The 20,321-nt window shown below is 64.1% G+C and carries 18 protein-coding genes; 15 read left to right on the forward strand and 3 right to left on the reverse strand.

Annotation, left to right across the window (positions count from 1 at the left end):
- The first annotated feature begins 1 nt into the window (after nucleotide 1).
- From FIU83_RS07690 to FIU83_RS07755, 14 genes are all read left to right on the forward strand, one after another.
- Nucleotides 2–970 (forward strand): D-2-hydroxyacid dehydrogenase, encoded by a 969-nt coding sequence (locus tag FIU83_RS07690; RefSeq protein WP_152485292.1) that lies wholly within the window; start codon nucleotides 2–4, stop codon nucleotides 968–970.
- A gap of 10 nt (nucleotides 971–980) precedes the next feature.
- Nucleotides 981–2,960 carry a nucleoside-diphosphate sugar epimerase/dehydratase gene (locus FIU83_RS07695; protein WP_152483511.1) on the forward strand — a complete coding sequence of 660 codons (1,980 nt, stop codon included), beginning with the start codon at nucleotides 981–983 and terminating at the stop codon, nucleotides 2,958–2,960.
- Between the two features lie 44 nt (nucleotides 2,961–3,004).
- On the forward strand, nucleotides 3,005–4,804 hold the full coding sequence (locus FIU83_RS07700) for an ABC transporter ATP-binding protein (RefSeq protein ID WP_152483512.1): 1,800 nt from the start codon (nucleotides 3,005–3,007) through the stop codon (nucleotides 4,802–4,804).
- Nucleotides 4,805–4,876: 72 nt separating this feature from the next.
- Entirely contained in the window at nucleotides 4,877–5,737 is an 861-nt protein-coding gene (locus tag FIU83_RS07705; protein ID WP_152483513.1) for a hypothetical protein, read from the forward strand.
- Nucleotides 5,738–5,790: 53 nt separating this feature from the next.
- Nucleotides 5,791–7,068 (forward strand): hypothetical protein, encoded by a 1,278-nt coding sequence (locus FIU83_RS07710; protein ID WP_152483514.1) that lies wholly within the window; start codon nucleotides 5,791–5,793, stop codon nucleotides 7,066–7,068.
- 48 nt (nucleotides 7,069–7,116) lie between these two features.
- On the forward strand, nucleotides 7,117–7,605 hold the full coding sequence (locus FIU83_RS07715; protein WP_152483515.1) for a hypothetical protein: 489 nt from the start codon (nucleotides 7,117–7,119) through the stop codon (nucleotides 7,603–7,605).
- Nucleotides 7,606–7,731: 126 nt separating this feature from the next.
- Nucleotides 7,732–8,703 carry a glycosyltransferase family 2 protein gene (locus FIU83_RS07720; protein ID WP_172976051.1) on the forward strand — a complete coding sequence of 324 codons (972 nt, stop codon included), beginning with the start codon at nucleotides 7,732–7,734 and terminating at the stop codon, nucleotides 8,701–8,703.
- A gap of 177 nt (nucleotides 8,704–8,880) precedes the next feature.
- Nucleotides 8,881–9,834 (forward strand): glycosyltransferase family A protein, encoded by a 954-nt coding sequence (locus FIU83_RS07725; RefSeq protein WP_172976052.1) that lies wholly within the window; start codon nucleotides 8,881–8,883, stop codon nucleotides 9,832–9,834.
- Nucleotides 9,831–10,295: an adenylyltransferase/cytidyltransferase family protein gene (locus tag FIU83_RS07730; RefSeq protein ID WP_367642285.1), complete on the forward strand. Its 465-nt coding sequence runs from the start codon at nucleotides 9,831–9,833 to the stop codon at nucleotides 10,293–10,295. The genes FIU83_RS07725 and FIU83_RS07730 overlap by 4 nt, the downstream gene beginning before the upstream one ends.
- A 42-nt stretch (nucleotides 10,296–10,337) precedes the next feature.
- Nucleotides 10,338–11,885 carry a hypothetical protein gene (locus FIU83_RS07735; RefSeq protein ID WP_152483518.1) on the forward strand — a complete coding sequence of 516 codons (1,548 nt, stop codon included), beginning with the start codon at nucleotides 10,338–10,340 and terminating at the stop codon, nucleotides 11,883–11,885.
- Nucleotides 11,886–11,965: 80 nt separating this feature from the next.
- Nucleotides 11,966–13,177, forward strand: a complete 1,212-nt coding sequence (locus FIU83_RS07740; protein WP_172976053.1) for a CDP-glycerol glycerophosphotransferase family protein — start codon at nucleotides 11,966–11,968, stop codon at nucleotides 13,175–13,177.
- Between the two features lie 245 nt (nucleotides 13,178–13,422).
- Nucleotides 13,423–14,205, forward strand: a complete 783-nt coding sequence (locus tag FIU83_RS07745) for a sugar-transfer associated ATP-grasp domain-containing protein (RefSeq protein WP_172976054.1) — start codon at nucleotides 13,423–13,425, stop codon at nucleotides 14,203–14,205.
- A gap of 102 nt (nucleotides 14,206–14,307) precedes the next feature.
- Complete coding sequence (locus tag FIU83_RS07750; protein ID WP_152483521.1) at nucleotides 14,308–14,766, forward strand: TerB family tellurite resistance protein; 459 nt, start codon at nucleotides 14,308–14,310, stop codon at nucleotides 14,764–14,766.
- A gap of 184 nt (nucleotides 14,767–14,950) precedes the next feature.
- Complete coding sequence (locus FIU83_RS07755; protein ID WP_152483522.1) at nucleotides 14,951–16,192, forward strand: FAD-binding oxidoreductase; 1,242 nt, start codon at nucleotides 14,951–14,953, stop codon at nucleotides 16,190–16,192.
- A gap of 572 nt (nucleotides 16,193–16,764) precedes the next feature.
- On the opposite strand, the gene FIU83_RS07760 is transcribed toward FIU83_RS07755, so the two are convergent.
- Nucleotides 16,765–17,190 (reverse strand): hypothetical protein, encoded by a 426-nt coding sequence (locus FIU83_RS07760; RefSeq protein WP_152483523.1) that lies wholly within the window; start codon nucleotides 17,188–17,190, stop codon nucleotides 16,765–16,767.
- 368 nt (nucleotides 17,191–17,558) lie between these two features.
- Here FIU83_RS07760 and pyrC point away from each other — a divergent pair, with 368 nt between their 5' ends.
- Entirely contained in the window at nucleotides 17,559–18,596 is a 1,038-nt protein-coding gene (gene pyrC, locus FIU83_RS07765) for a dihydroorotase (protein WP_152483524.1), read from the forward strand.
- A gap of 92 nt (nucleotides 18,597–18,688) precedes the next feature.
- On the opposite strand, the gene FIU83_RS07770 is transcribed toward pyrC, so the two are convergent.
- Complete coding sequence (locus FIU83_RS07770) at nucleotides 18,689–19,570, reverse strand: alpha/beta hydrolase (RefSeq protein ID WP_152483525.1); 882 nt, start codon at nucleotides 19,568–19,570, stop codon at nucleotides 18,689–18,691.
- Nucleotides 19,571–19,573: 3 nt separating this feature from the next.
- Nucleotides 19,574–20,308, reverse strand: a complete 735-nt coding sequence (gene mtnN / locus FIU83_RS07775) for a 5'-methylthioadenosine/S-adenosylhomocysteine nucleosidase (RefSeq protein ID WP_152483526.1) — start codon at nucleotides 20,306–20,308, stop codon at nucleotides 19,574–19,576.
- Nucleotides 20,309–20,321: the final 13 nt, after the last annotated feature.

Below are 20,321 nucleotides of genomic sequence, written 5' to 3' on the forward strand. Positions count from 1 at the left end.
GATGCCCGTTGAGACGCTGCTGGTCCTGCAGCACGAAGCGGTGCTGGCGCGCCAGCGTGAGGCGCTGCTGTCGCAGCTCGCCAAGGGATTGCCGGGGGCGCGGGTGGTGCTGGCTTCCGGCCCCGCGCAGGTGCCCGAGGGCTTGGAGGTCGATGCGGTGATCACGCCGACCCTGCCGTGGCTGCCCGAGGCCCTGTCGCGACTGTCGCGCTATGACTGGATCCATTTTTTCTCATCGGGGATCGAGGCCATCTGGGCGATGCCCTTCGACAAGCGACGGGTGCTGATGACGCGAAGCGCCGGGGTGCATGCGCCGGCCATGAGCGAATTCGCGCTGGGGGCCATGCTCTACTTCGCCAAGCGCTTCGGTGACTGGACGCGGCGGGCCGCCTCGCCTCACTGGCAGCGAGCGTGGCTGGACGAATTGACGGACGCGCGGCTGACCATCCTCGGCATGGGGCGAGTCGGGGGCCTGCTGGCCGAGCGCGCTCGGCTCTTCGGCATGCGGGTCCACGGCCTGCGTCGACGCGTCGAGGCGTCTTCGGAGGAGGGGGTGTTCCTGACGCGTTCGGTGCTCCCCGAGGTGCTGGCCGATACCGACTATCTGGTGGTCTGCCTGCCGTTGACCGATGAGACGCGCGGCCTGGTCGACCATGCTCTGCTGTCCTCGCTGCGTCCCGGAGCCGTGCTGGTCGACATCTCGCGGAGTGGGGTGGTGTGCGAATCGGCGGTGATCGACGCCCTGGAGAGCGGGCGACTCGGCGGGGCCGCCCTGGACGTGTTCGAGCGGGAGCCCCTCCCGGCGAGTTCCCTGTTGTGGGGGCGCGAGGACGTGCTGCTGACTCCGCATATCTCCGGGACCACGCCCTTCTATCTGGAACGCGCCCTGGCGCTGTTTCTCGACAATCACAGAGCGCTGGCCGCCGGCCAGCCACCGCTCACGCCGGTCGATCTCGACGCAGGCTACTGAGGAGCAACTCATGCGATGGCTAGTGGCGTTGGTGATGCTGCCCCGCTGGGTAAAGCGTTGGCTGTTGCGAGTAGCAGATGGACTGCTGGTCGCCGGATGCCTGCTGTTGGCCGTGATGCTGGTGGGCGAGCGAGAAGCGCTACTGGAGGCGAAGGGCATCCTCCTGGTGGCCGTGATGGCCTTGGCCACGATCCTGCTTCTCGAGGTCATGGGCGTCTACCGGATCGTGCTGCGCTTCATGAATCAGCACATGGCGCTGATCCTGGTCACGGGGTTGCTGATCTCGGTGGTCAGTCTGCTGGCGCTGGACCTGTTGATCGGCTCTCCGATGTCGCTTCATGTCCTGCCGCTCTTCGCCCTGCTGGTGTTGTTTGCGGTGGGGGGGCTGCGCCTGCTGCTTCGCGAACTGTATCAGTTGAGCCGCTGTCCCCAGCGTCAGCCGGTCCTGATCTACGGTGCCGGAGTGGCAGGATGCGAGCTGGCGAGGGCGCTCCAGCATGGGGGGCGGTATTGGCCCCGGGCGTTTATCGATGACTGGCGTGGGCTGCAGGGGGCGCTGGTGGAAGGACTGCCGGTGCATCACCCGGACCAGCTGGAAACCTTGATGCAGCGTCTGGACCTCGAGCTGGTGCTGCTGGCCATCCCCAGCGCGCCCCGCTGCCGCAGGCGGGAGATCCTCGAGCGACTCGCCCGGCTGTCGGTCCCGGTGCAGACCATCCCGGGCTCGGAGGACCTGGTATCTGGGCGAGCCAGGGTCAACGACACCTGTAACGTGGCGGTGGAAGACCTGCTGGGCAGGGAACCGGTGGCGGCCTTTGCAGAACTGACGGGCGCCGACATACGCGACAAGGTCGTCATGGTGACGGGGGCCGGAGGATCCATCGGTTCCGAACTGTGCCGCCAGATCCTGCAGCACGGCCCCTCTCTGCTGGTGCTGGTCGACAATGGCGAATATGCCCTCTACGCCATCGAGCAGGAGCTGCAGGGCCAGGTGCGATCCGATGCCCGCCAGACCCGCGTGGAGGCGCAGCTGGTCTCCATACAGCACGGCGACCGGATGCGCGAGATCATGGCCGGCTTCGGCGTGCAGACGCTCTACCATGCCGCTGCCTACAAGCATGTGCCCCTCGTGGAGGCCAATCTGGTGGAGGGGATCCGCAATAACGTCTTCGGAACCCTTGGGCTTGCGCTTGCCGCCGTGGATCAGGGCGTCGAGACCTTCGTGATGGTCTCCACCGACAAGGCCGTGCGGCCGACCAATGTGATGGGGGCCACCAAGCGATTGACCGAGCTGATCTGCCAGGCCCTGGCGGCCCGAGAGGCTTGTCCGACGCGCTTTTGCATGGTGCGTTTCGGCAATGTCCTGGGGTCCAGCGGTTCCGTGGTGCCGTTGTTCCGGCGCCAGATCGAGCGCGGTGGGCCAGTCGAGGTGACGCATCCCGAGATAACGCGCTACTTCATGACCATCCCCGAGGCGGCCCAGCTGGTGCTCCAGGCCGGCGCGATGGCCAGCGGGGGCGAGGTGTTCGTGCTGGACATGGGCGAGCCGGTCCGCATTGCCGACCTGGCGGCCAGCATGATTCGACTCTCCGGACTGGAGGTGAAGGACGATGCCCATCCCGACGGTGATATCGAGATCGTCTATACCGGCCTGAGGCCGGGCGAGAAACTCTACGAAGAGCTGCTGATCGGCGCCGATGTCCTTGCCACGCGACACCCGCGCATCATGACCTCGCGGGAGGTGTCCTGGGAGTGGTCGGCCCTGGAGAGCTTCCTGGAGGAGCTCTACGAGGCCATGACGCATTCTCGCCACCTGCGCATCATCAAGCTCCTGCACGAGGCTCCCCTCGACTATCGCCCCGGTGACCGGTTGGTCGATCCGACCTGGCAGGCTCGGCATGACCGGATCGCCGGCACGGTGGTGCCGGTGGGAAGCGAGTCAGCGGGGGCGCCGCTGGCACCGCGACTCGGGTTGCAGGCCTCCAAGTAGACCTGCTGACGGCTGTTCACGAATAGTTTCCACGGGATGATGACATGTTGAAGGACCTGCGCGAGCTCTATTCGCTGCTCTCACGCCAGCAGCGCCGACGCCTGATGCTCCTCCAGGGGCTGGTGGTGCTCATGGCCTTCGCCGAGTTGGCGAGCATCGTCGCCATTGGTCCCTTCATGGCGGTCGTCGGCGACATGGGGCGACTCGAGGGCGACGGGATGCTCGCCATGGTCTTCGAACGCAGCGGGATCGAGACTCCAACGGCCTTTCTCACCCTGCTGGGCGTTCTGGTGCTCGTCGTCCTGCTGGTGTCGTCCCTCGTCTCCATCTACACCACCTGGCGGCTGTCACTCTATAGTGCCCAGGTCGGCGCGGAGCTCGCGAGCCGGCTCTATAGCCATTACCTGCACCAGCCCTGGCTCTTTCATGCCGGCGTGAACACCAGCCGGCTGATGAACAAGGTAGCGAGGGAAGTGCAGCGCACCACCACGAGGATCCTGCACCCCCTGATGCAGCTCAATGCCAGGCTGATCACGGTGTCGGTGATCGTCATGGCGCTCTTCATCTACGATCCTTCCGTGGCGCTCACGGGGGTGGTGCTGTTTGGCAGCGCCTACCTCCTGCTCTACAAGACGGTGCGTCGCTTTCTGGTCGCCAACGGGCGTCGCGTCTCCCGGGCCCAGGCGAGTCAGTTCAGGCTGATGAATGAGGGCTTCGGTGGGATCAAGGATCTTCTGCTGATGCACCGCCAGGGAAACTTCACCTCGCGATTCGACACTGCCAGTCACCGCGTGGCCCGAGGGCAGGGCGTCAACCAGGGGCTGAGCGATGCACCGCGTTATGCCATCGAACTCGTGGCTTTCGGTGCCGTGATCCTGCTGGTGCTTCATTTGCTCAATCACTACCAGGGAAACCTGGGGGCGATCCTGCCGGCCCTGTCGATCTATGCCCTGGCGGGCTTCAAGTTGCTGCCGGCCTTCCAGAAGATCTATGCCTGTGTCTCTCGGATACGTGGCAATCTGGCGGCTTACGAAAGCCTCCGAGGTGATCTCCTGGCCAGTCGTGACAATCTGCCTGTCCCGGGCACCCGGGAGGGTGAGCTCGCCCCCCTGGTGCCCCAACACGCCATCGTGCTGGACAAGGTGGCTTTCGATTATCCCGGCAAGAAGGAAGCTGCCCTGAACGGCCTGTCGCTGGTCATCCCGGCCAACTCGGTGATAGGGCTGGTCGGCGCGTCCGGTAGCGGCAAGAGTACCGCCGTGGACCTGCTGCTCGGGCTGGTCGAGGCGCAGCAGGGAAACGTAATCATCGATGGTGAGCCGCTGACCCCCGATAACCTGAGGCGGTGGCAGGCGAGCGTCGGCTTCGTCCCTCAGCAGATCTTCCTCGCCGATGCGAGCATTCTCGAGAACGTCGGTTTCGGGCTTTCACGAGAACAGATCGATGAGGGGCGCGTGCGGGAAGCGCTTCGCCTGGCGCAGCTCGAGGACCTGGTGGAAAAGTTGCCCGAAGGCATCGAAACGCGTATCGGTGAGCGCGGCGTTCGCCTCTCGGGCGGTCAACGTCAGCGGATCGGTATCGCTCGGGCGCTCTACCAGCAGGCCAGCGTGCTGGTCCTGGACGAGGCCACCAGCGCTCTGGATGGCATCACCGAGCGGCGTGTCATGAACGATATCCACCGGTTGGCAGGAGATCGAACCATCGTGCTGGTGGCCCACCGACTCACCACCGTGAAGGACTGTGACATCATCTACATGCTCGAGGCGGGCAGGGTGACCGATTCGGGTACCTATGAGGAACTGGCGAGTCGCAACACCACCTTCCAGATGATGGCCAACCTGTAGACAAGCGGCCCCATCGAGGCCCGATAGATTTCGGCGGCGTCACCTGCCCCTTTCCGACCTCGGGAGATTCCCATGCTGAAGCAATGCCTTGGCAGGATGATCGGGATATCCGGTTATGAGCTCAGACGCCGTCCTGTGTCCGCCGTGGCGGATCTCAGGAGTGCCGAGTTCCCTTACACCCCGATGGAGGCGTTGTATGCATGCACGTCGGATCGGTTTGTCGTGGATGTTCCGGTCGACATGATCGTCCCGACACGCATGATGCTGGCCTGGATCACGGCGTTAAGAGCGTACGAGAACCGGGGCGAGGAGGCGGCCCGAACCCTTCTTCAGGAGTATTTCCGCTACCTGCAGCCCGTCAATGTCGCTCAGTACCTGAAGTTGCCGGCTCGCCAGGAGTGGCACCTGGGACCTCCACTCTCCTATGTGTATCCGTGGGAGGACATGTTGCCACAGGTCAAGATGGATTTTCGGCTCCACCTCATGCGCGATGAGGCCATTAGAAATGGTCTTGACTGGCAGGAGTCGGATGGCTGGAAAGGGTTTGGTCCGGTCTCGGAACGCCTGATCGATATGGAGCTGGGCCGACTCACGAGGACCTACGATTCCATCAAGCGCCACGGGATAGACGAGCGACATGGCCATGTCGTTGGCACTCTCTTCTGTGCGGGGAACGTTCAGATGGTGCAGCCAAGGCGTGGATGGCATCGAGTGGCGGTCTGTCTGGCAATCGGGTTGACATCGATTCCTGTCATGTTCGATAGACGCCACGTGGTGATCCGGCTCGAAGAGGCCGAGTCCTGGCCGAATGTCAGGCGAGGACTGTTCTCGCTGGATGAGGCCGTCAGGGTATTCGATGAACGGTTCGGCACCCACCTAAGAAGGGCGTCGAGCAACGAGTCGCCTCCCATTTCGAGCGTCATGCCAACGTGAATACGATGCGCACCGGATGGTGAAGCCTGCCAATATTTGAAGAGGTTCTGGCGATGAATGTTTCTTTCGAGCATGACGTCCTTGTTCGGCAGCCGATTGACTATCAGCTTCAGGAGGTGGGCAGGGCGTCCGATGATGAGGAGTCCTCTATTCGGCTGCGACCCGATGTCGGGGAGGAGTACGCCTGTTTCGCCATCTGGGAAGGGGGAAGAGGTCGTGAGGACGATATCGTCGCTGAGCTCGGCGAGCGATTCACCATCGTGGCCGACTTCCTGATTTACTGGAGTGATCAGCACTACAGAAGAAATGTCCGTCGCCTCTACTTGCGTCCAGGAGAATCGGCAGGGAAGGGATATGACAAGAAGATCGGCAAGCCTCCCTTCCGTTTTATCATCGTGGAGGATGCGGCGCCTTCCTACACGTGGTGGAAAAGCGTATCGGGCCATATTGAGCCGACTAATCGTAATGTAGTGCGTGAAAAATACCGTTTCCGATCGTGGTTCGATGAACCCTATCAGGTGCATTCCAGTAACAATATATCCGAGTTCTATTTTCAGGCCGTGCTGGTGCTGGGGAAGCCTCTTCTCAACCAGGCACTCTCTCGGAGATCTCCCGAGACGGTGGAGCTCCATCGGGACCTGGAAGGCGCCAACGGTTGGGAGAGTTGGAAGCAGCTTTTTTCGGTGTTGAATGTCTGCAGCGACTATCTCGTGCTGAGGAAGTACGACGACCTGCCCCTGCACGCCGGTGAGGGTGATGTCGACTTCCTGTGCGGGGATATTCAGTGGCTCGCATCAGCGGCTAACGTGCACCAGAACAACGATCGGACCTACAAGGGTCACGTCGATGTGGCGGGCCAAAGAATACCGGTAGACATCCGATTCGTTGGCGATGGATATTACAGTGCTTCGTGGGAGAAGGACGTGCTCAAGCGGAAGGTCTTTCACGACGGCAAGTACGTGCCTCGACTCGATGATTACTTCTTTACACTCCTTTATCACTGCAAGGTCCATAAGGAATCTGTCGACAAGAGTTACGAGGATCTTCTCAAGTGTCTTGCGGATCGCATGGGGTTTGATTGGTTTGAAAGTGTCGATGTGAATGATGATGATACGATCGGAAACCTGCTGAAAGGTTATATGGTGTCGAATAGTTATTGTTATGAACGGCCGATTGACTTTGGGGTGAAGGCAAACAAGGAGGTGATAAAGATCATCTCCAGAGTGTCCTATAATAATCGTAAACGGTCTTCTTTGGTGAGGTCTGTCAAGAAGCGTGTAAAGAAGTATGTTTCTATTGGTAGGTCGTGGCAACGTTTTTCCATGAAGTGAATGCCCGGTGTTATGGGATTCAATGCATCGGTGTAGAGGGAGGGGGAGATGGCGATATTCTCTGGTGTTGTCGTTTCCGGTAGAGAGATGGCACAACGCCATGTTTCCCTTGCCATGGATGAGTTATCCACTATTAGTGGCCAGGACCTATTTCCTGGCTCGATGAACGTGGTGCTGGACAAGCCATTGAAACTGGAGTCGCGATACTCAGCGATATTCGACCATGGAAAGCGTTTCATCTGGAGAGCCAGAATCGGGTGCCGACAGGTATGGATCTACCGGTGGAAGGGCACTCCATTCACCATCGTGGAGATCCTGGCTGACTGCCGGTTGAAAGACGCCCTTGGCCTCTTGGACGGCAGCTGTATCGATATCGAGATCGACGATGCATTGGTGGCGCCGCTGGATTGGCGAGACCGCCTGTCCTCCTTCCTGATTTGGGGGATGGGGCGGAAATATCTGTATTACTCGAAGCCATATCCTAGCAGAAGATATGTCATGCGGATCCGAAATGGGTTGGGCGATGGGCAAAGGTAACGCTCCTGGGTGTTTTCAGCGCTTGATCTGGCAGGGGCAAGCTGGATGGAAGCTGGTGTTCAGTGGAGAGCAAGTGACTGCCAGTACATGTCTTCGGCCTATCCGAGTGATCACGAGAGGCACACCATGAAAAGCCCTACCATCAGTGTGATCGTTCCTGCGTATAACGTCGCCGCCTATGTTCGGGAGTCCCTGCAATCCCTGGCCGGACAGACCGTCCTCCCGGATGAGGTGATCATCATCGACGACGGGAGTCTCGATGAAACATTGGATGTGATCAAGGCGTTTCCCCATCCATACCCTGTCAGGATCCTGTCGACCGAAAATCGAGGACAGGGGCCCGCGCGCAACATGGGGATCTCCTTGTCACGTGGTGACTACGTTTACTTTTTTGATGCCGATGACATCCTGTCGCCGGAGTTTGTGGGAGCGATGAAGGATATCGTCGAGAAGAGCGCCTTCCCGGATATCGTCTTCTTCTCCGGAGATAGCTTCCGTGACCATGTGGCCGTACCACATGCGGTGGTGGACTACCGAAGGGGGTTCAGTGGCGCCTTTCATGCTCCACTGGATCTGCTTCGGGCCTTCGATGCGGTCAAGCGGATCTCGTGCAGCCCTTGCCTGTATCTTTCGAGGCGCAGCCTGTGGGTGGAGACCCCGCTGGCGTTTATCGAGCATTACCATGAGGACGAGCATATCCTCTATCCTTTGATCCTCTCCGCCGCTTCTTACCTCGTCGCCGACGACTGCTATTTCTCGCGCCGAGTGCGACACGGCTCCACGATGATGCTGACCAAGAGTGCCCGACACCTTCTGGGATACCGCGAGACCATCCGCTCGCTTCTCCAGCTTCATCGAGACCCGGTGGCTCCTGAGGTCAAACCGTTCATCCGCTCCCGTGCGGTGCATTTCATGAAGAAATACATCTTTCATGCCACGCGAAACGGTATCGCCATGGATGTCGGGTTCCTGGTGTCAACCATCCTGGGGTTGCGAAGTGTCGAATTGCTCGCCTATGTGATCTATCGCGGCGGTGAGGCCCTTCCGCGAGCCATGATCCGAAGGGTCCTCGGCGCTCCTTCAGGCGTCCAGGCCTAAGGGGTCCCCACTCGCATGACAGGCGGTGGCAACGGTGTCGCCTGACCCGGGGTGGCCCACACCATGGGGCCCAGCGGGGGGCTGGTGCTTACGAGATGGCATCCTCCTCATCTGCCTTCATGTCGCGAGTCATGCCTTGGTGCCTCGTCCTTCGCTTCCGAGTCAGGAGACACGGTCATGCCGCTGTTTTCCCTTGTCATGCCCGTCTACAACAAGGCGGCGACACTGACCTCTTCCCTGGCGTGCCTCTACGGGCAGACGTGCCGCCTCTTCGAGATCATCGCCGTCGACGACGGCTCTACCGATGGCTCGCTCGAGATCCTGCGTGATGCCGAGAGCCGGGGGGGGCTGCGGTTACTGCAGCGTCATGAACCGGGCCCTGGGGGATATGCCGCTCGCAACTACGGGGCCGAGCATGCCAGAGGCGAGTGGCTGGTGTTCTTCGATGCCGATGACCTCGTCGTGTTCGATCATCTTTCACGATTTGCCCACGCCATCAAGGCTAACCCCGGGATAGACCTGTTCGTGAACGGATACCAGAAGCTCGAGGGGGACAAGCGGCTGCCACGGGTGGGGCTGCGCTTCGAGGGGGTCATGTCGCGCCGTGACGCCCTTAGTGCGTTCGCGCGCTGTGATTTCATCCACATGAACGGGGCGTGCCTGCGTCGTGATCGCTTCCTGAGGTTGGGAGGATTTCCCGCCGGTTGTTACCGGCGGGGAGGGGACGTCTACTTCTGGCTGAAGGCGCTGTGCGAACTCGATGCCATCCATTATGACCCCGCGGTGACCAGCCTGTGGCAGCTTCAGTACAGCGGCGTCACGCGAAACCCTGACAACCTGCGGGCTATCCATCCGGCGGCCGGCCTGCCGGTGGAATACGCCGGGCGGCTTCGCTGGAACGAGAGGCGCCAACTGCATGCCGCGGTTAACCGCAAGGTGCTCTCCTGGGCCGTGGAGAAGAAGCGCCAGGGCCGGTCCGTGACGGCGGATCTTGGTGCCCTGAGGTGGGACGGTATGAGCCTGCGTGCCTTCTACCATCTGATCTCACTGATGTTGCCCGATACCTTCTTTACCCACATGCATCCCCCTACGCGGCGAGTCGCCTCGCAGGCGGGAAAGGAGGAGCGATGATGAGTCGACCAGTGATTACCTATGGCACCTTCGACATGTTTCATATCGGTCACCTGAACCTGCTGCGCCGCATCGCGGCGCTGGGCGACCGACTGATCGTGGCCGTGTCCTCGGATGAGTTCAATGCCGGTAAGGGAAAACGGACCTTGATTCCGTTCGAGCAGCGTGCCGAGATCGTGCGATCGATCCGCTTCGTCGACGAGGTCATTCCCGAGACGAGCTGGGAGCAGAAACTCGACGACGTGAAGCGCTATGGGGTGAGCACCTTTGCCATCGGTGACGATTGGCAGGGGCACTTCGACTTTCTCGCTCCGCATTGCCGGGTGGTCTACCTGCCGCGCACCGAGGGGGTGTCGACCACCGAGCTGAAGCGCTCGTTGAACCGTTTCTGCAGCGTATCCCGCGAGGATGTCCTGCATGCCTTCGATGTCCTGGAGCAGTTGCGCAAGGACTTCGGGTGAAGAGCGTGTTCAAACCCTTCCTTCCCCTCGAGGAATCGATCGATGAATGGCAGTGAACCCGCCTATCGGCCCGTGAGCAGCGACCTTCCGAGGAATGCCTACCTGATCGTGGCAGGGGGCGCGGACCAGCCCTCTGGACAGGGCCCTGACGAACGGTTCGAGCATGTCCTTTCCCTTCCCGGTGTCCAGATCTGGCACACGCTCGACGACTGTGACGTGGTGCCGGTGCCCGGGGGCGAGGCGAGCATGATCGCCCTCGGGCACCTCTACAATCCGTTCAATGGACACCTGGGAAGAGAGGCCCTGAAGGACCTGGCGGCCAGTTGGGCGCGGGGGCTCGATGCCTTCTTCACGGCCGCCGGCGAGCTCAGCGGGCGTTTCGTGCTGCTGGTGAGCGAGGAGGGAAAGGGGCTGCGCGTCGTGCCGGATGCCTGCGCCTCCCTGCCGATCGCCTACGCCCTGGATGACAGGCAGTTGGTGCTCAGCTCCCATGCCGAGCTCATCAGGACCCGGCTGTCCCTGCCAGGAGATGCCACGGTAACGCGGCTTCTCGGGTCGCGGTTCTACCGCATGGGCATCCGGCATTGCCCCGCCGACCTGACGGAAGTCGAGGGTGTCAGGCTGCTGACCCCCAACATCAGCCTTCATCATGACGCCGGCGGTCTGGCCCTTCAGCGTTTCTATCCGACACGCGAGAGGGTCGAGCGACCCGTTGAGGAGGTCGTCGATGCCGTGGCGTCAGCCCTGGGTGCGTCCTTTGACTGCCTGGTCCGCTACCGGCGGCCCATGACCTGCGCGCTGAGTGGCGGCGTCGACAGTCGCGTCAGTCTCGCGGCGACGGTGGGGAATCGGGAGGCGATCCGCTTCTTCACGTTCTCGGGCGATCACAAGAGGGAGCGTGACGCGGTCTGTACGCGCGCCCTCGCTGACCGGCTATCCCTGAACTTCGAGGATATCGAACTGTTACGTCCGTCCCCCGATGATGCCTTTCGGCAACGGTATCGTCGGCTTCAGGGGAAGACCCGTGCGCCGAACGCCGATACCGTGCTCTTCAGGACCCATCACTTCGGGACCTTCAAGGGGTTCGAGATACGTTCCTGCATTTCCGAGATCGCCAGAAACTTCATGAGGAGAAAATTTCATATACGCCATCTTCCGATGACGGCACATGCCATGGTGCCGCTCTACAAGCGGGTGCCCTTCATGGCGTCCTGGCATCGCCTGATAGCCGGGGCGTTCGATGACTGGTTCCGTCGCACCGAGTTCGAGCGGGTCGAGCGGTGCGGGTACGACTGGCTGGACTTCTACTACTGGGAAGTGCGTGTCGGAACCTGGCAGTCACAGGTCCTGCAGGACTCGGACTACTACTGCAGTCCCACGGTCATCTTCAATAACAGGACACTGCTCGACATGATGCTGTCCGTGCCGGAAGTGTATCGCTCGACCGACGAGCTTCAGCGGATGATCATCGAGCGGTTGGATCCGGCCGTCATGCAGTTGCCCATGGTCAAGAACTTCGGGAGGAAGGCCGCGATACGGGAGTTCCTGGAATCCTCCTACCTGAAGGCCTATATGCCGATATTCGGCTGATGCCGCCTGGTATCCGCGGCCTCCCCCCTGTGGGGCCATGCCTGGTCCCGGACGATGCGAGCCCTGCCGAGAGTTGCCCCATGAGATCCTATCTGTTGCGTCTGATGCACCAGGTCGCCTGGTTGCCCATGTGCCTGCCGGCGCTGTTATGGCCCCGTGACCCACGTCTCTGGGTCTTCGGCGCCTGGCACGGCAGGCAGTATGCCGACAACACCGGCCACCTCTACCGCCATGTGCGGGACCATGAGCCAGCCCTGCGTGGCGTGTGGCTGACCCATGATGCCGAAGTGGTGCGCCAGGTGCGCCAGGAAGGCGGCGAAGCGGCCATGGCTTACTCGCTGCAGGGGATCCTGTTGTCGCTGAGGGCCGGGCGGGTGCTCGTCACCCACTCGGCCGAAGACGTCAATTCCCATGCGTCTCTGGGCGCAGAGCTTGTCAACCTGACCCATGGGACACCGCTCAAGCGCATGGGGCGCGATGCACGATCTCGACGCATCGGCCACCTGACGGCCTGTTTCGATCGTTACCTCAAGCGCCTGCTGCCCGGCAAGCGACGTGCCAATCGTGTGCTGGTCGCCTCGGCCGTGGGGCGGGAGCGGATGGCCTCGGCATACGGCCTGGACCCTGCACGGGTGATGGCCTTGGGCTATCCCCGCTGGGATGCCTTTCGCACCGATGCCAGGGCACTGCTTGCACGGCATGGCATAGAGACACGCTCCTGTGCCGGTATCCTGCTGTACGCCCCGACCGTCCGGATGCAGGGGCAGGGCGTGCTCGATCTGGCTCAGGGCGGCGCGCTGGCGGCATTGCGGTCCTGGCTGGAGCGAGAGCGTCTGCTTCTCTTGATACGCGGGCACGCCTCCTTGTGCATGCGAGGCCTCGATGAACTGATACGGGAGGGGCGCTGCATCCGAGAGGTTCCGGTGACCCAGTTCCCGGATGTCAACGCACTGCTGCCGGCCGTCGACATGCTGATCACCGACTATTCGAGCGTGATGTATGACTACGCCTGCCTGGAGCGACCGATCGTGCTGATGGCGCCGGATCTCGAGACCTACCTGGATCAAGACGTGGGCATCTACGGAGATTACACCGAGGACGCGCCTGGCCCTGTGATTACCCGCTGGACACAGTTGCCGGTGGCCTGGGCCGAGCTCCAGTCAGGCCTCCATGCGGACAGGCTGAAGGCCTTTGTCGATCGGCATGCGGCGCTCTACGATACCGAAGTCTGCAGCCGAGTCGTCGCGTGCCTGAACGAGCGAGATACGAGACTGGCATCTGAAGTGACCTGAAGTGCCCCCCCCCCCGGCTGTGCGTGGGAACGGGTGTGTCATCAGGCCGGTCGACTTCCGGGTGGTCTGGCAGCGAGCTACCAGGCGCCATGGTTTCTTTCGGGAGAATTTTCGTGTTGCTATCCACATATCGAAGATGGTTGGAAAAGAAACAGATGGGGCTCCTCCCGGCCTTCACACCGTCCGGCGTGTATGACTATGTCAGGATGTACCGCCTCCGCGTGAGCGACTGCAGGAGGGTGCTGGTGAAGGGGAAGACCTATGACGCCACCCTGGTGTTTCGCAACAAGCTGTACGTGAACTCGTTGCTCGCCTATTCCGGCCTGCCCGTCTGTGAAGACCTGGGGATCATCGAAGCGGGTCAGGTGCGGCGACTGGATGGGCAGGCTGTGGCATTCGCGGATCGCTTGCGGGCAGGAGGGGGAGGCCTGTTCGTCAAGCCCGTGATGGGGACTGGAGGAAGGCGGTGCGCGCTGATCCGCAGCGTGGACGACCCGAGGATATCCGATTACCTGACCTCCACCGGTCCCTACCTGTTGCAAAGACCTCTGACGCAGCACCCGGCGATGAGTGCCCTGTATCCCGGGTCGATCAATACGGTCAGGATCGTCACCGTATCGCGTGCTCAGGGTGAACCGGTTCCGTATTGTGCCGTCCTGCGTATCGGTTGTAAGGGTTCCCTGGTCGATAACTGGACGTCGGGCGGCCTGGTGGCCAACCTCGATGTCGAGTCCGGCCGGGTGGTATCGCCCGGTTTCAGGAAGAAGCCCTTCGCCGCCATCCAGTATCATCCGGATACCGGTACCAGCATCGAAGGTTTCGAAGTGCCTCACCTGCAACGGATGGCCGAGGTGGCGACCCGGGCACACCGCCTGTTTCCTTTCGCCTCATCGCTCGGCTGGGACCTCGCCTGCGTGGACTCTGGCGCGGTGATCCTCGAGGTGAATCACGACTGGGGAGCGAATCTCCATCGTCTCTTCGATAGGTCATTCGATCGACATTTCCTGTCTGCTGCCGTGGGGGCATGAGCTCGATTCGCACCATGTCCTCGTGGACGAGCCGCCGGGTCCCCGTGACAGTGAGGTGGACCGACGCAAGGCGATCCGCCAACGTTTCCACTGGAGTCCGGCATGCTCGATTCAATACAGCGCTTCTTCAACGACATGATGACGGCCGGCGATCGTCCCGGTGAGCCGGCGATCTCGCTGGAGCTGGCCACGGCGGCCCTGCTCTTCGAGGTAGTGCTGGCCGACTACCGTCTCGATGACAGCGAGGTCGACCTGCTGCGTGAGCTGCTGCAGCGGCGCTTCGCGCTGGAAGACGCCGAGCTCGAGGAGCTGCTGCACCTCGCGCGCCGGGAGGCCGAATCCGCCGTGGACCACTACCGCTTCGTCAGCCTGGTCAAGGAGCACTGCGATTACGGGCAGCGCTGCGAGCTGGTGCGCATGATGTGGTCGTTGTCGCTGGCCGATGGGGAGCGGCACCACCTGGAGGAGCATCGCATCCGCCGCCTGAGCGATCTGCTGCATGTCGGCCACGCCGACTACATTCACGCCAAGCTCAGGGTTCAGGAGGAGGGCTCGCGCTGATCGCCCCATCGTCGCTTTCCCTCATCTCATGGAAGGGGCATGCTGTAGGGAGAGCTCTACATCGGGAAACCCTTATGGGACAATCTTTTATGGGCAGACCGCGGATGGCGGCCCCCAACGTGATGGCCCCTGAGAGCTCGCCCCTGTAGGAAGAGTCCCCTGAGAGCAGACAAGGAGTCGAGCGATGGCGCGTGAGATAGCGGTGGTGGGAGCCGGAATGGTCGGGGTGTCGGTGGCCTGGCACCTCGCCCGGCGAGGGCGTTCGGTGACCCTGGTCGATCGGCGGGCGCCGGGACGCGAGACCTCGTTCGGCAACGCCGGCATCATCCAGCGCGAGGCGGTGCGCCCCTACGCTTTCCCGCGCGATCTCGCCACCCTGTTGCGCGTGCTGCCCAATCGCCAGGTGGACATCCGCTATCGCCCCGGCGGCATGCTGCAAGCGGCTGGGCCGCTGCTGCGCTACTGGCACAACTCCGCCAAGGCCCGCTACCAGCAGATCGTCCCGGAGTACGCCTCGCTGATCGGGCTGTCGCTGGAGGCCCACGTCCCGATGATCGAGGCCGCCGGTGCCGAGCGCCTGGTGCGTCGAGAAGGCTGGCTGGAGGTCTATCGCACCGCGGCCGGCCTGGAGGCGCGCGCCGCCGCCGCGCGCGAAGACGAGCAGCGCTTCGGCATCCGCCATCGCGTACTCGACGCCGCCGAACTGGCCGCCTTTGAGCCTTGCCTGGCCGAGGGCCTCGCCGGGGCCATCCACTGGCAGGATCCCTGGACGGTCGCCGACCCTGGCGCCCTAGTCCAGGCCTATGCCGAAAGCGTCGAAGCAGAGGGGGGGCACATACTGCAAGCCGAGGTGACGGGTATCGAACGCCACGGCAGCGGCTGGCGCCTCGCGACCGACCAGGGGGCGCTCGACGCCGATGAGCTGGTGATGGCGATGGGCCCCTGGTCGCGCGACTGGCTGGGCAGGCTGGGGATCGAGATCCCGCTGTTCGTCAAGCGCGGCTACCACATGCACTACGCCGACGCGGGGGGGGCGACGCTTCGCCACTGGGTCATGGATGCCGAGGTCGGCTATGTGCTGGCGCCGATGCAGGCGGGTGTCCGGTTGACCACCGGGGCAGAGCTGGAGCGGCTCGATGCGCCACCGCACCTGGCGCAGCTGGACGCGGCGGAACAGGCCGCCCGGGGGCTGGTGCCGCTGGGCGAGCGCGTGGAGGCCGAGCCCTGGAAGGGCGCGCGCCCCTGCACGTCCGACATGAAGCCGGTGATCGGCCCGGCGCCTGGGCAGCCAGGGCTCTGGCTGGCCCTCGGCCACGGCCACCAGGGCTTTACCCTGGGGCCGGCGACCGGGCGGCTGCTCGGCCAGATGATGGATGGCGAGACCCCGGAGATCGACATGGCGCCGTTCCGGGTCGATCGGTTCTGATGCTCGCACCGCGAGCCGTCGCGCAGCGGCGGTGGGGTTGACCGGGCGCCTGACAGCGCCATCTATGAGGTGCGGCGCTTGCGTCGCGATCCGTCGCGCAGCGGCGGTGGGGTTGGCCGGGTGCCTGACGGCGCCATCCCTGTAGGAGCGACGCTTGCGTCGCGATCCGTCGCGAAGCGGCGGTGGAGTTGGCCGGGCGCCTGACGGTGCCATCTATGTAGGAGCGACGCTTGCGTCGCGATCCGTCGCGAAGCGGCGGTGGGGTTGGCCGGGTGCCTGACGGCGCCATCTATGTAGGAGCGACGCTTGCGTCGCGATCCGTCGCGAAGCGGCGGTGGAGTTGGCCGGGCGCCTGACGGCGCCATCTATGTAGGAGCGACGCTTGCGTCGCGATCCGTCGCGAAGCGGCGGTGGGGTTGGCTGGGCGCCTGACGGCGCCATCGCGGTGCAAGCACCGCTCCCACAATGGCCCCGTGCCTCCCACAATGGTCCCGTGCTTCCCGCGACGGTCCCATGCCTACCACAGCGCTATCGTCGAGGCACCCGGTAGCTCCCCGAGGGCCTTCAGGGCATCAGCACTTGGTCTTGCGCTTCTGCTGGATCAGGTGGATCAGCAGCTTGACCAGCAGGGTGACGACGAACACCAGCCAGCCCGCCGTGGCCAATGCGTTGAACAGCAGCATCTTCTGCTCGCCGTTCATCGGCGTGATCAGGTGATCGATGACGATGGCCAGCAGGAAGGCCAGGGTGAGGGGCAGGGCGAGGATGTGCATCCACATCTCCGTGCGCCGCTTGCGCACGTGGTAGCGCCCCAGCAGCACGCGGATCGGGCGATGCACGAAGCTGATCAGGATCAGGCTGCCCACGATCAGCAGCGCGGCCAGCGACGGCTCGATGCTGCCCAGGTAGGCCGAGATGCTGACCGACCAGTAGAGCACCAGCCACATGAGACCGGCCAGGATGGCGACGATGTCGGCGTAGTGTCTTACTTTGGGCATGCTGTCCTCATGCAGGAGTGTAGCGGCCTCTCGGGCTGGCGCCATGATACGGCATTCGGCGCCGCTTGCGGAGACGAGATGGCCGTCGGTCGCAGGTCACCGTCGGCATGCGAGGCCTGGCGGCGGGCGCCGTCGAACGGGCCCCATGCGGTCATCCTGATCCAGCGGTCGCTGATCGAAAGGCGCATGGTAGCAGACCCGATGCGGCCTTGGCCTCGGGAACGGGCGGCGGTTGCGATATACTGGCCTTCGCGTGTCTTGCCGCGCGACGCCGCGCGCATGGCAGAGGCGTGACCGCTCTCCCTGCTGCCCCCTGCCGCCGTGCGCGACAGGCGCCCTCGATACCGACATTCGCCACAGGACCTGCCGTGAATTCGATTACCCTGACCCGCCCGGACGACTGGCACCTTCACCTGCGAGATGACGACGTGCTCTCGGCCGTGGTGGCCGCCACTGCGCGCCAGATGGGCCGTGCGATCATCATGCCCAACCTCAAGCCGCCGGTGACCACCACCGAGCAGGCGCTGGCCTACCGGGAGCGGATCCTGGCGGCCCTGCCCGCCGGGGCGAGCTTCGAGCCGCTGATGACCCTCTACCTGACCGACAACACCCCGGCCGAGGAGATCGAGCGGGCCCACGCCAGCGGCCTGGTGCATGGCGTGAAGCTCTATCCGGCCGGGGCGACCACCAACTCCGCCTCGGGCGTGACCGATCTCGCCCACTGTGACGCGGCCATCGCCGCCATGGCGAGGCTGGGCATGCCGCTGCTGGTGCATGGCGAGGTCACCGATGCCGACATCGACATCTTCGATCGCGAGGCGGTGTTCATCGAGCGGGTCATGAAGCCGCTGCTCGAGCGCCATCCGACCCTCAAGGTGGTGTTCGAGCACATCACCACCGCCGAGGCGGCGGCCTTCGTCTCCGGCGCGCCGGTCAACGTGGCCGCCACCATCACCGTCCACCACCTGCTGTTCAACCGCAACCACATGCTGGTGGGCGGCATTCGTCCGCACTACTACTGCCTGCCGATCCTCAAGCGCGAGCGCCATCGCCAGGCGCTGCTGGAGGCCGCGACCTCGGGCAGCCCCAGGTTCTTCCTGGGCACCGACAGCGCCCCCCACGCCCAGGGTGACAAGGAGAGCGCCTGCGGCTGCGCCGGCGTCTACAGCGCCCCGGCGGCCCTGGAGCTCTATGCCACCGCCTTCGAGCAGGCCGGCGCCCTGGACCGCCTGGAAGGCTTCGCCAGCCATCATGGCCCCGACTTCTACGGCCTGGCGCGCAACGCCGAGACCGTGACTCTGACGCGGGATGCCTGGCAGATGCCCGAGACGCTGCCCTATGCCGGCGGGCGGACCATCGTGCCCCTCGCCGCCGGCGAGACGCTCACCTGGAAGCTCGTCGACTGAGGGCAAGCGCCCGACGGGAGACAGACCGGCGGCCGCCCCTTGGGGCGGTCGCTTGTCGTTGGAACCGCTGTTGGGAGTGGCGAGGAGGGCGTTCAGTTGTCGCCCAGCTGGCGCTCCAGGAAGGCGAGCCCGGCCTCGATGGCGCCGTCGCGCAGCAGGAAGCTGGTAAAGTGGCCGCGGTAGTGCTGCAGGTAGAGCTCGCTCTCCACGCCGTGCGCCTCGAGGGCCGCATGGAAGTCGGTGGCGTGATCCACCGGCACCAGGGTGTCCCAGCGGCCGTGGAAGAGGAAGTGGGGCGGGGCGTCGGCGTCGACGTGGGTGATCGGTGAGGCCTGTCGATAGGCCTCTGGCTGCTCGGCGCGGGTGCCGCCGATGAATTCGACCACCAGGCGCCCGTCGTCGAACTTCATGAGATCGCTCGGCAGGCCGCCGGCCACCACGGCGGCCAGGCGATCCGGCTCGCCGGTCAGGGCCAGCAGGCTGACCAGGTGCGCGCCGCTGGAGTAGCCGACGCCGGCGAGGCATGCGGGATCGATGCGCCAGGCCTCGGCCCGCTCGTGGATCCAGGCCACGGCCTGCTCGAGGTCCTCCAGCTGGGCGGGGAAGCGGTATTCGGGGGCGAAGCGGTAGGCGACGTTGACCGTGACATAGCCGCGGCGGGCGAGCCGCTCGGCGATGTCGGTCATGTCGTCGGGGCCGCGCCGCTGCCAGCCGCCGCCGTGCACCAGCAGGGCGGCGGGGCGCAGCGCCCCGGACGGCGTGTCGGGCAGCAGTACTCGCGCCTCGAGAGACTCGGGCCAGTCGGGGGGCGTGTAGGGGCGAGGCGCGAGGCGCCGGAAGTCGACGTCGGGGCGGGACTCCGGCGGGGCGATGGCGGGCGCGTCGCTGGTGGTGAGGTGGGTAGCGCAGCCCGCCAGCAGCAGCGGCAGGCCCAGGGCGAGACCTCGCCACCCGCCTGCCGCCGTGCGAGGCATGGCTCAGCCCTCGACCGGCTCGGCCTGGGGGCAGGGCTGGCCCAGACGGTCGACCATGGCCGTGACCATGCGGGTCGAGTGGTCGGCGGCCTTCTCCAGGAACTCCTCGAAGGAGAGGTGGTTGTCGCCGCCGCCGGCGATGTCGGAGAGGGCGCGAATCACCACGAAGGGACAGCCGTAGAGGTGGCAGGTCTGGGCGATCGCCGCGGCCTCCATCTCGGCGGCCAGCATGGTGGGGAAGCGCGAGCGCGTGGTGGCGACGAGCTCCGGGCAGGCCATGAAGACGTCCCCGGTGGCGATCAGCCCCTCGACCACGTTGACTTCGCCCAGCGACTCGACGCACTCCCGAGCCACCTTGACGAGCCGCTCGTCCGGCAGGTAGGCGGCGGGCATGTTCGGCACCTGGCCGTGCTCGTAGCCGAACACCACGGCGTCCACGTCGTGGTGGCGCACCTCGCTGGAGATCACCACGTCGCCGATCTCGAGCCCTTCGCCGAAGCCGCCGGCGGAGCCGGTGTTGATGATCGCCTCGGGCTGGTAGACGTCCAGCAGCAGGGTGGTGCCGACGGCGGCGTTCACCTTGCCGATGCCGGACTGCAGGATCACCACCTCTACGCCGTGCAGCCGGCCGAGGTGGAAGGTGCAGCCGACGTGGTGGCGGGTGCGGCGCTCCTCGAGCTGGGCGGCGAGCTGTGCGACCTCCTGGGCCATGGCGCCGATGATGCCGATGCGCTTCATGCGAAGATCTCCT

Source organism: Halomonas sp. THAF5a (assembly GCF_009363755.1).
In the GTDB taxonomy this organism is placed as follows: domain Bacteria; phylum Pseudomonadota; class Gammaproteobacteria; order Pseudomonadales; family Halomonadaceae; genus Halomonas.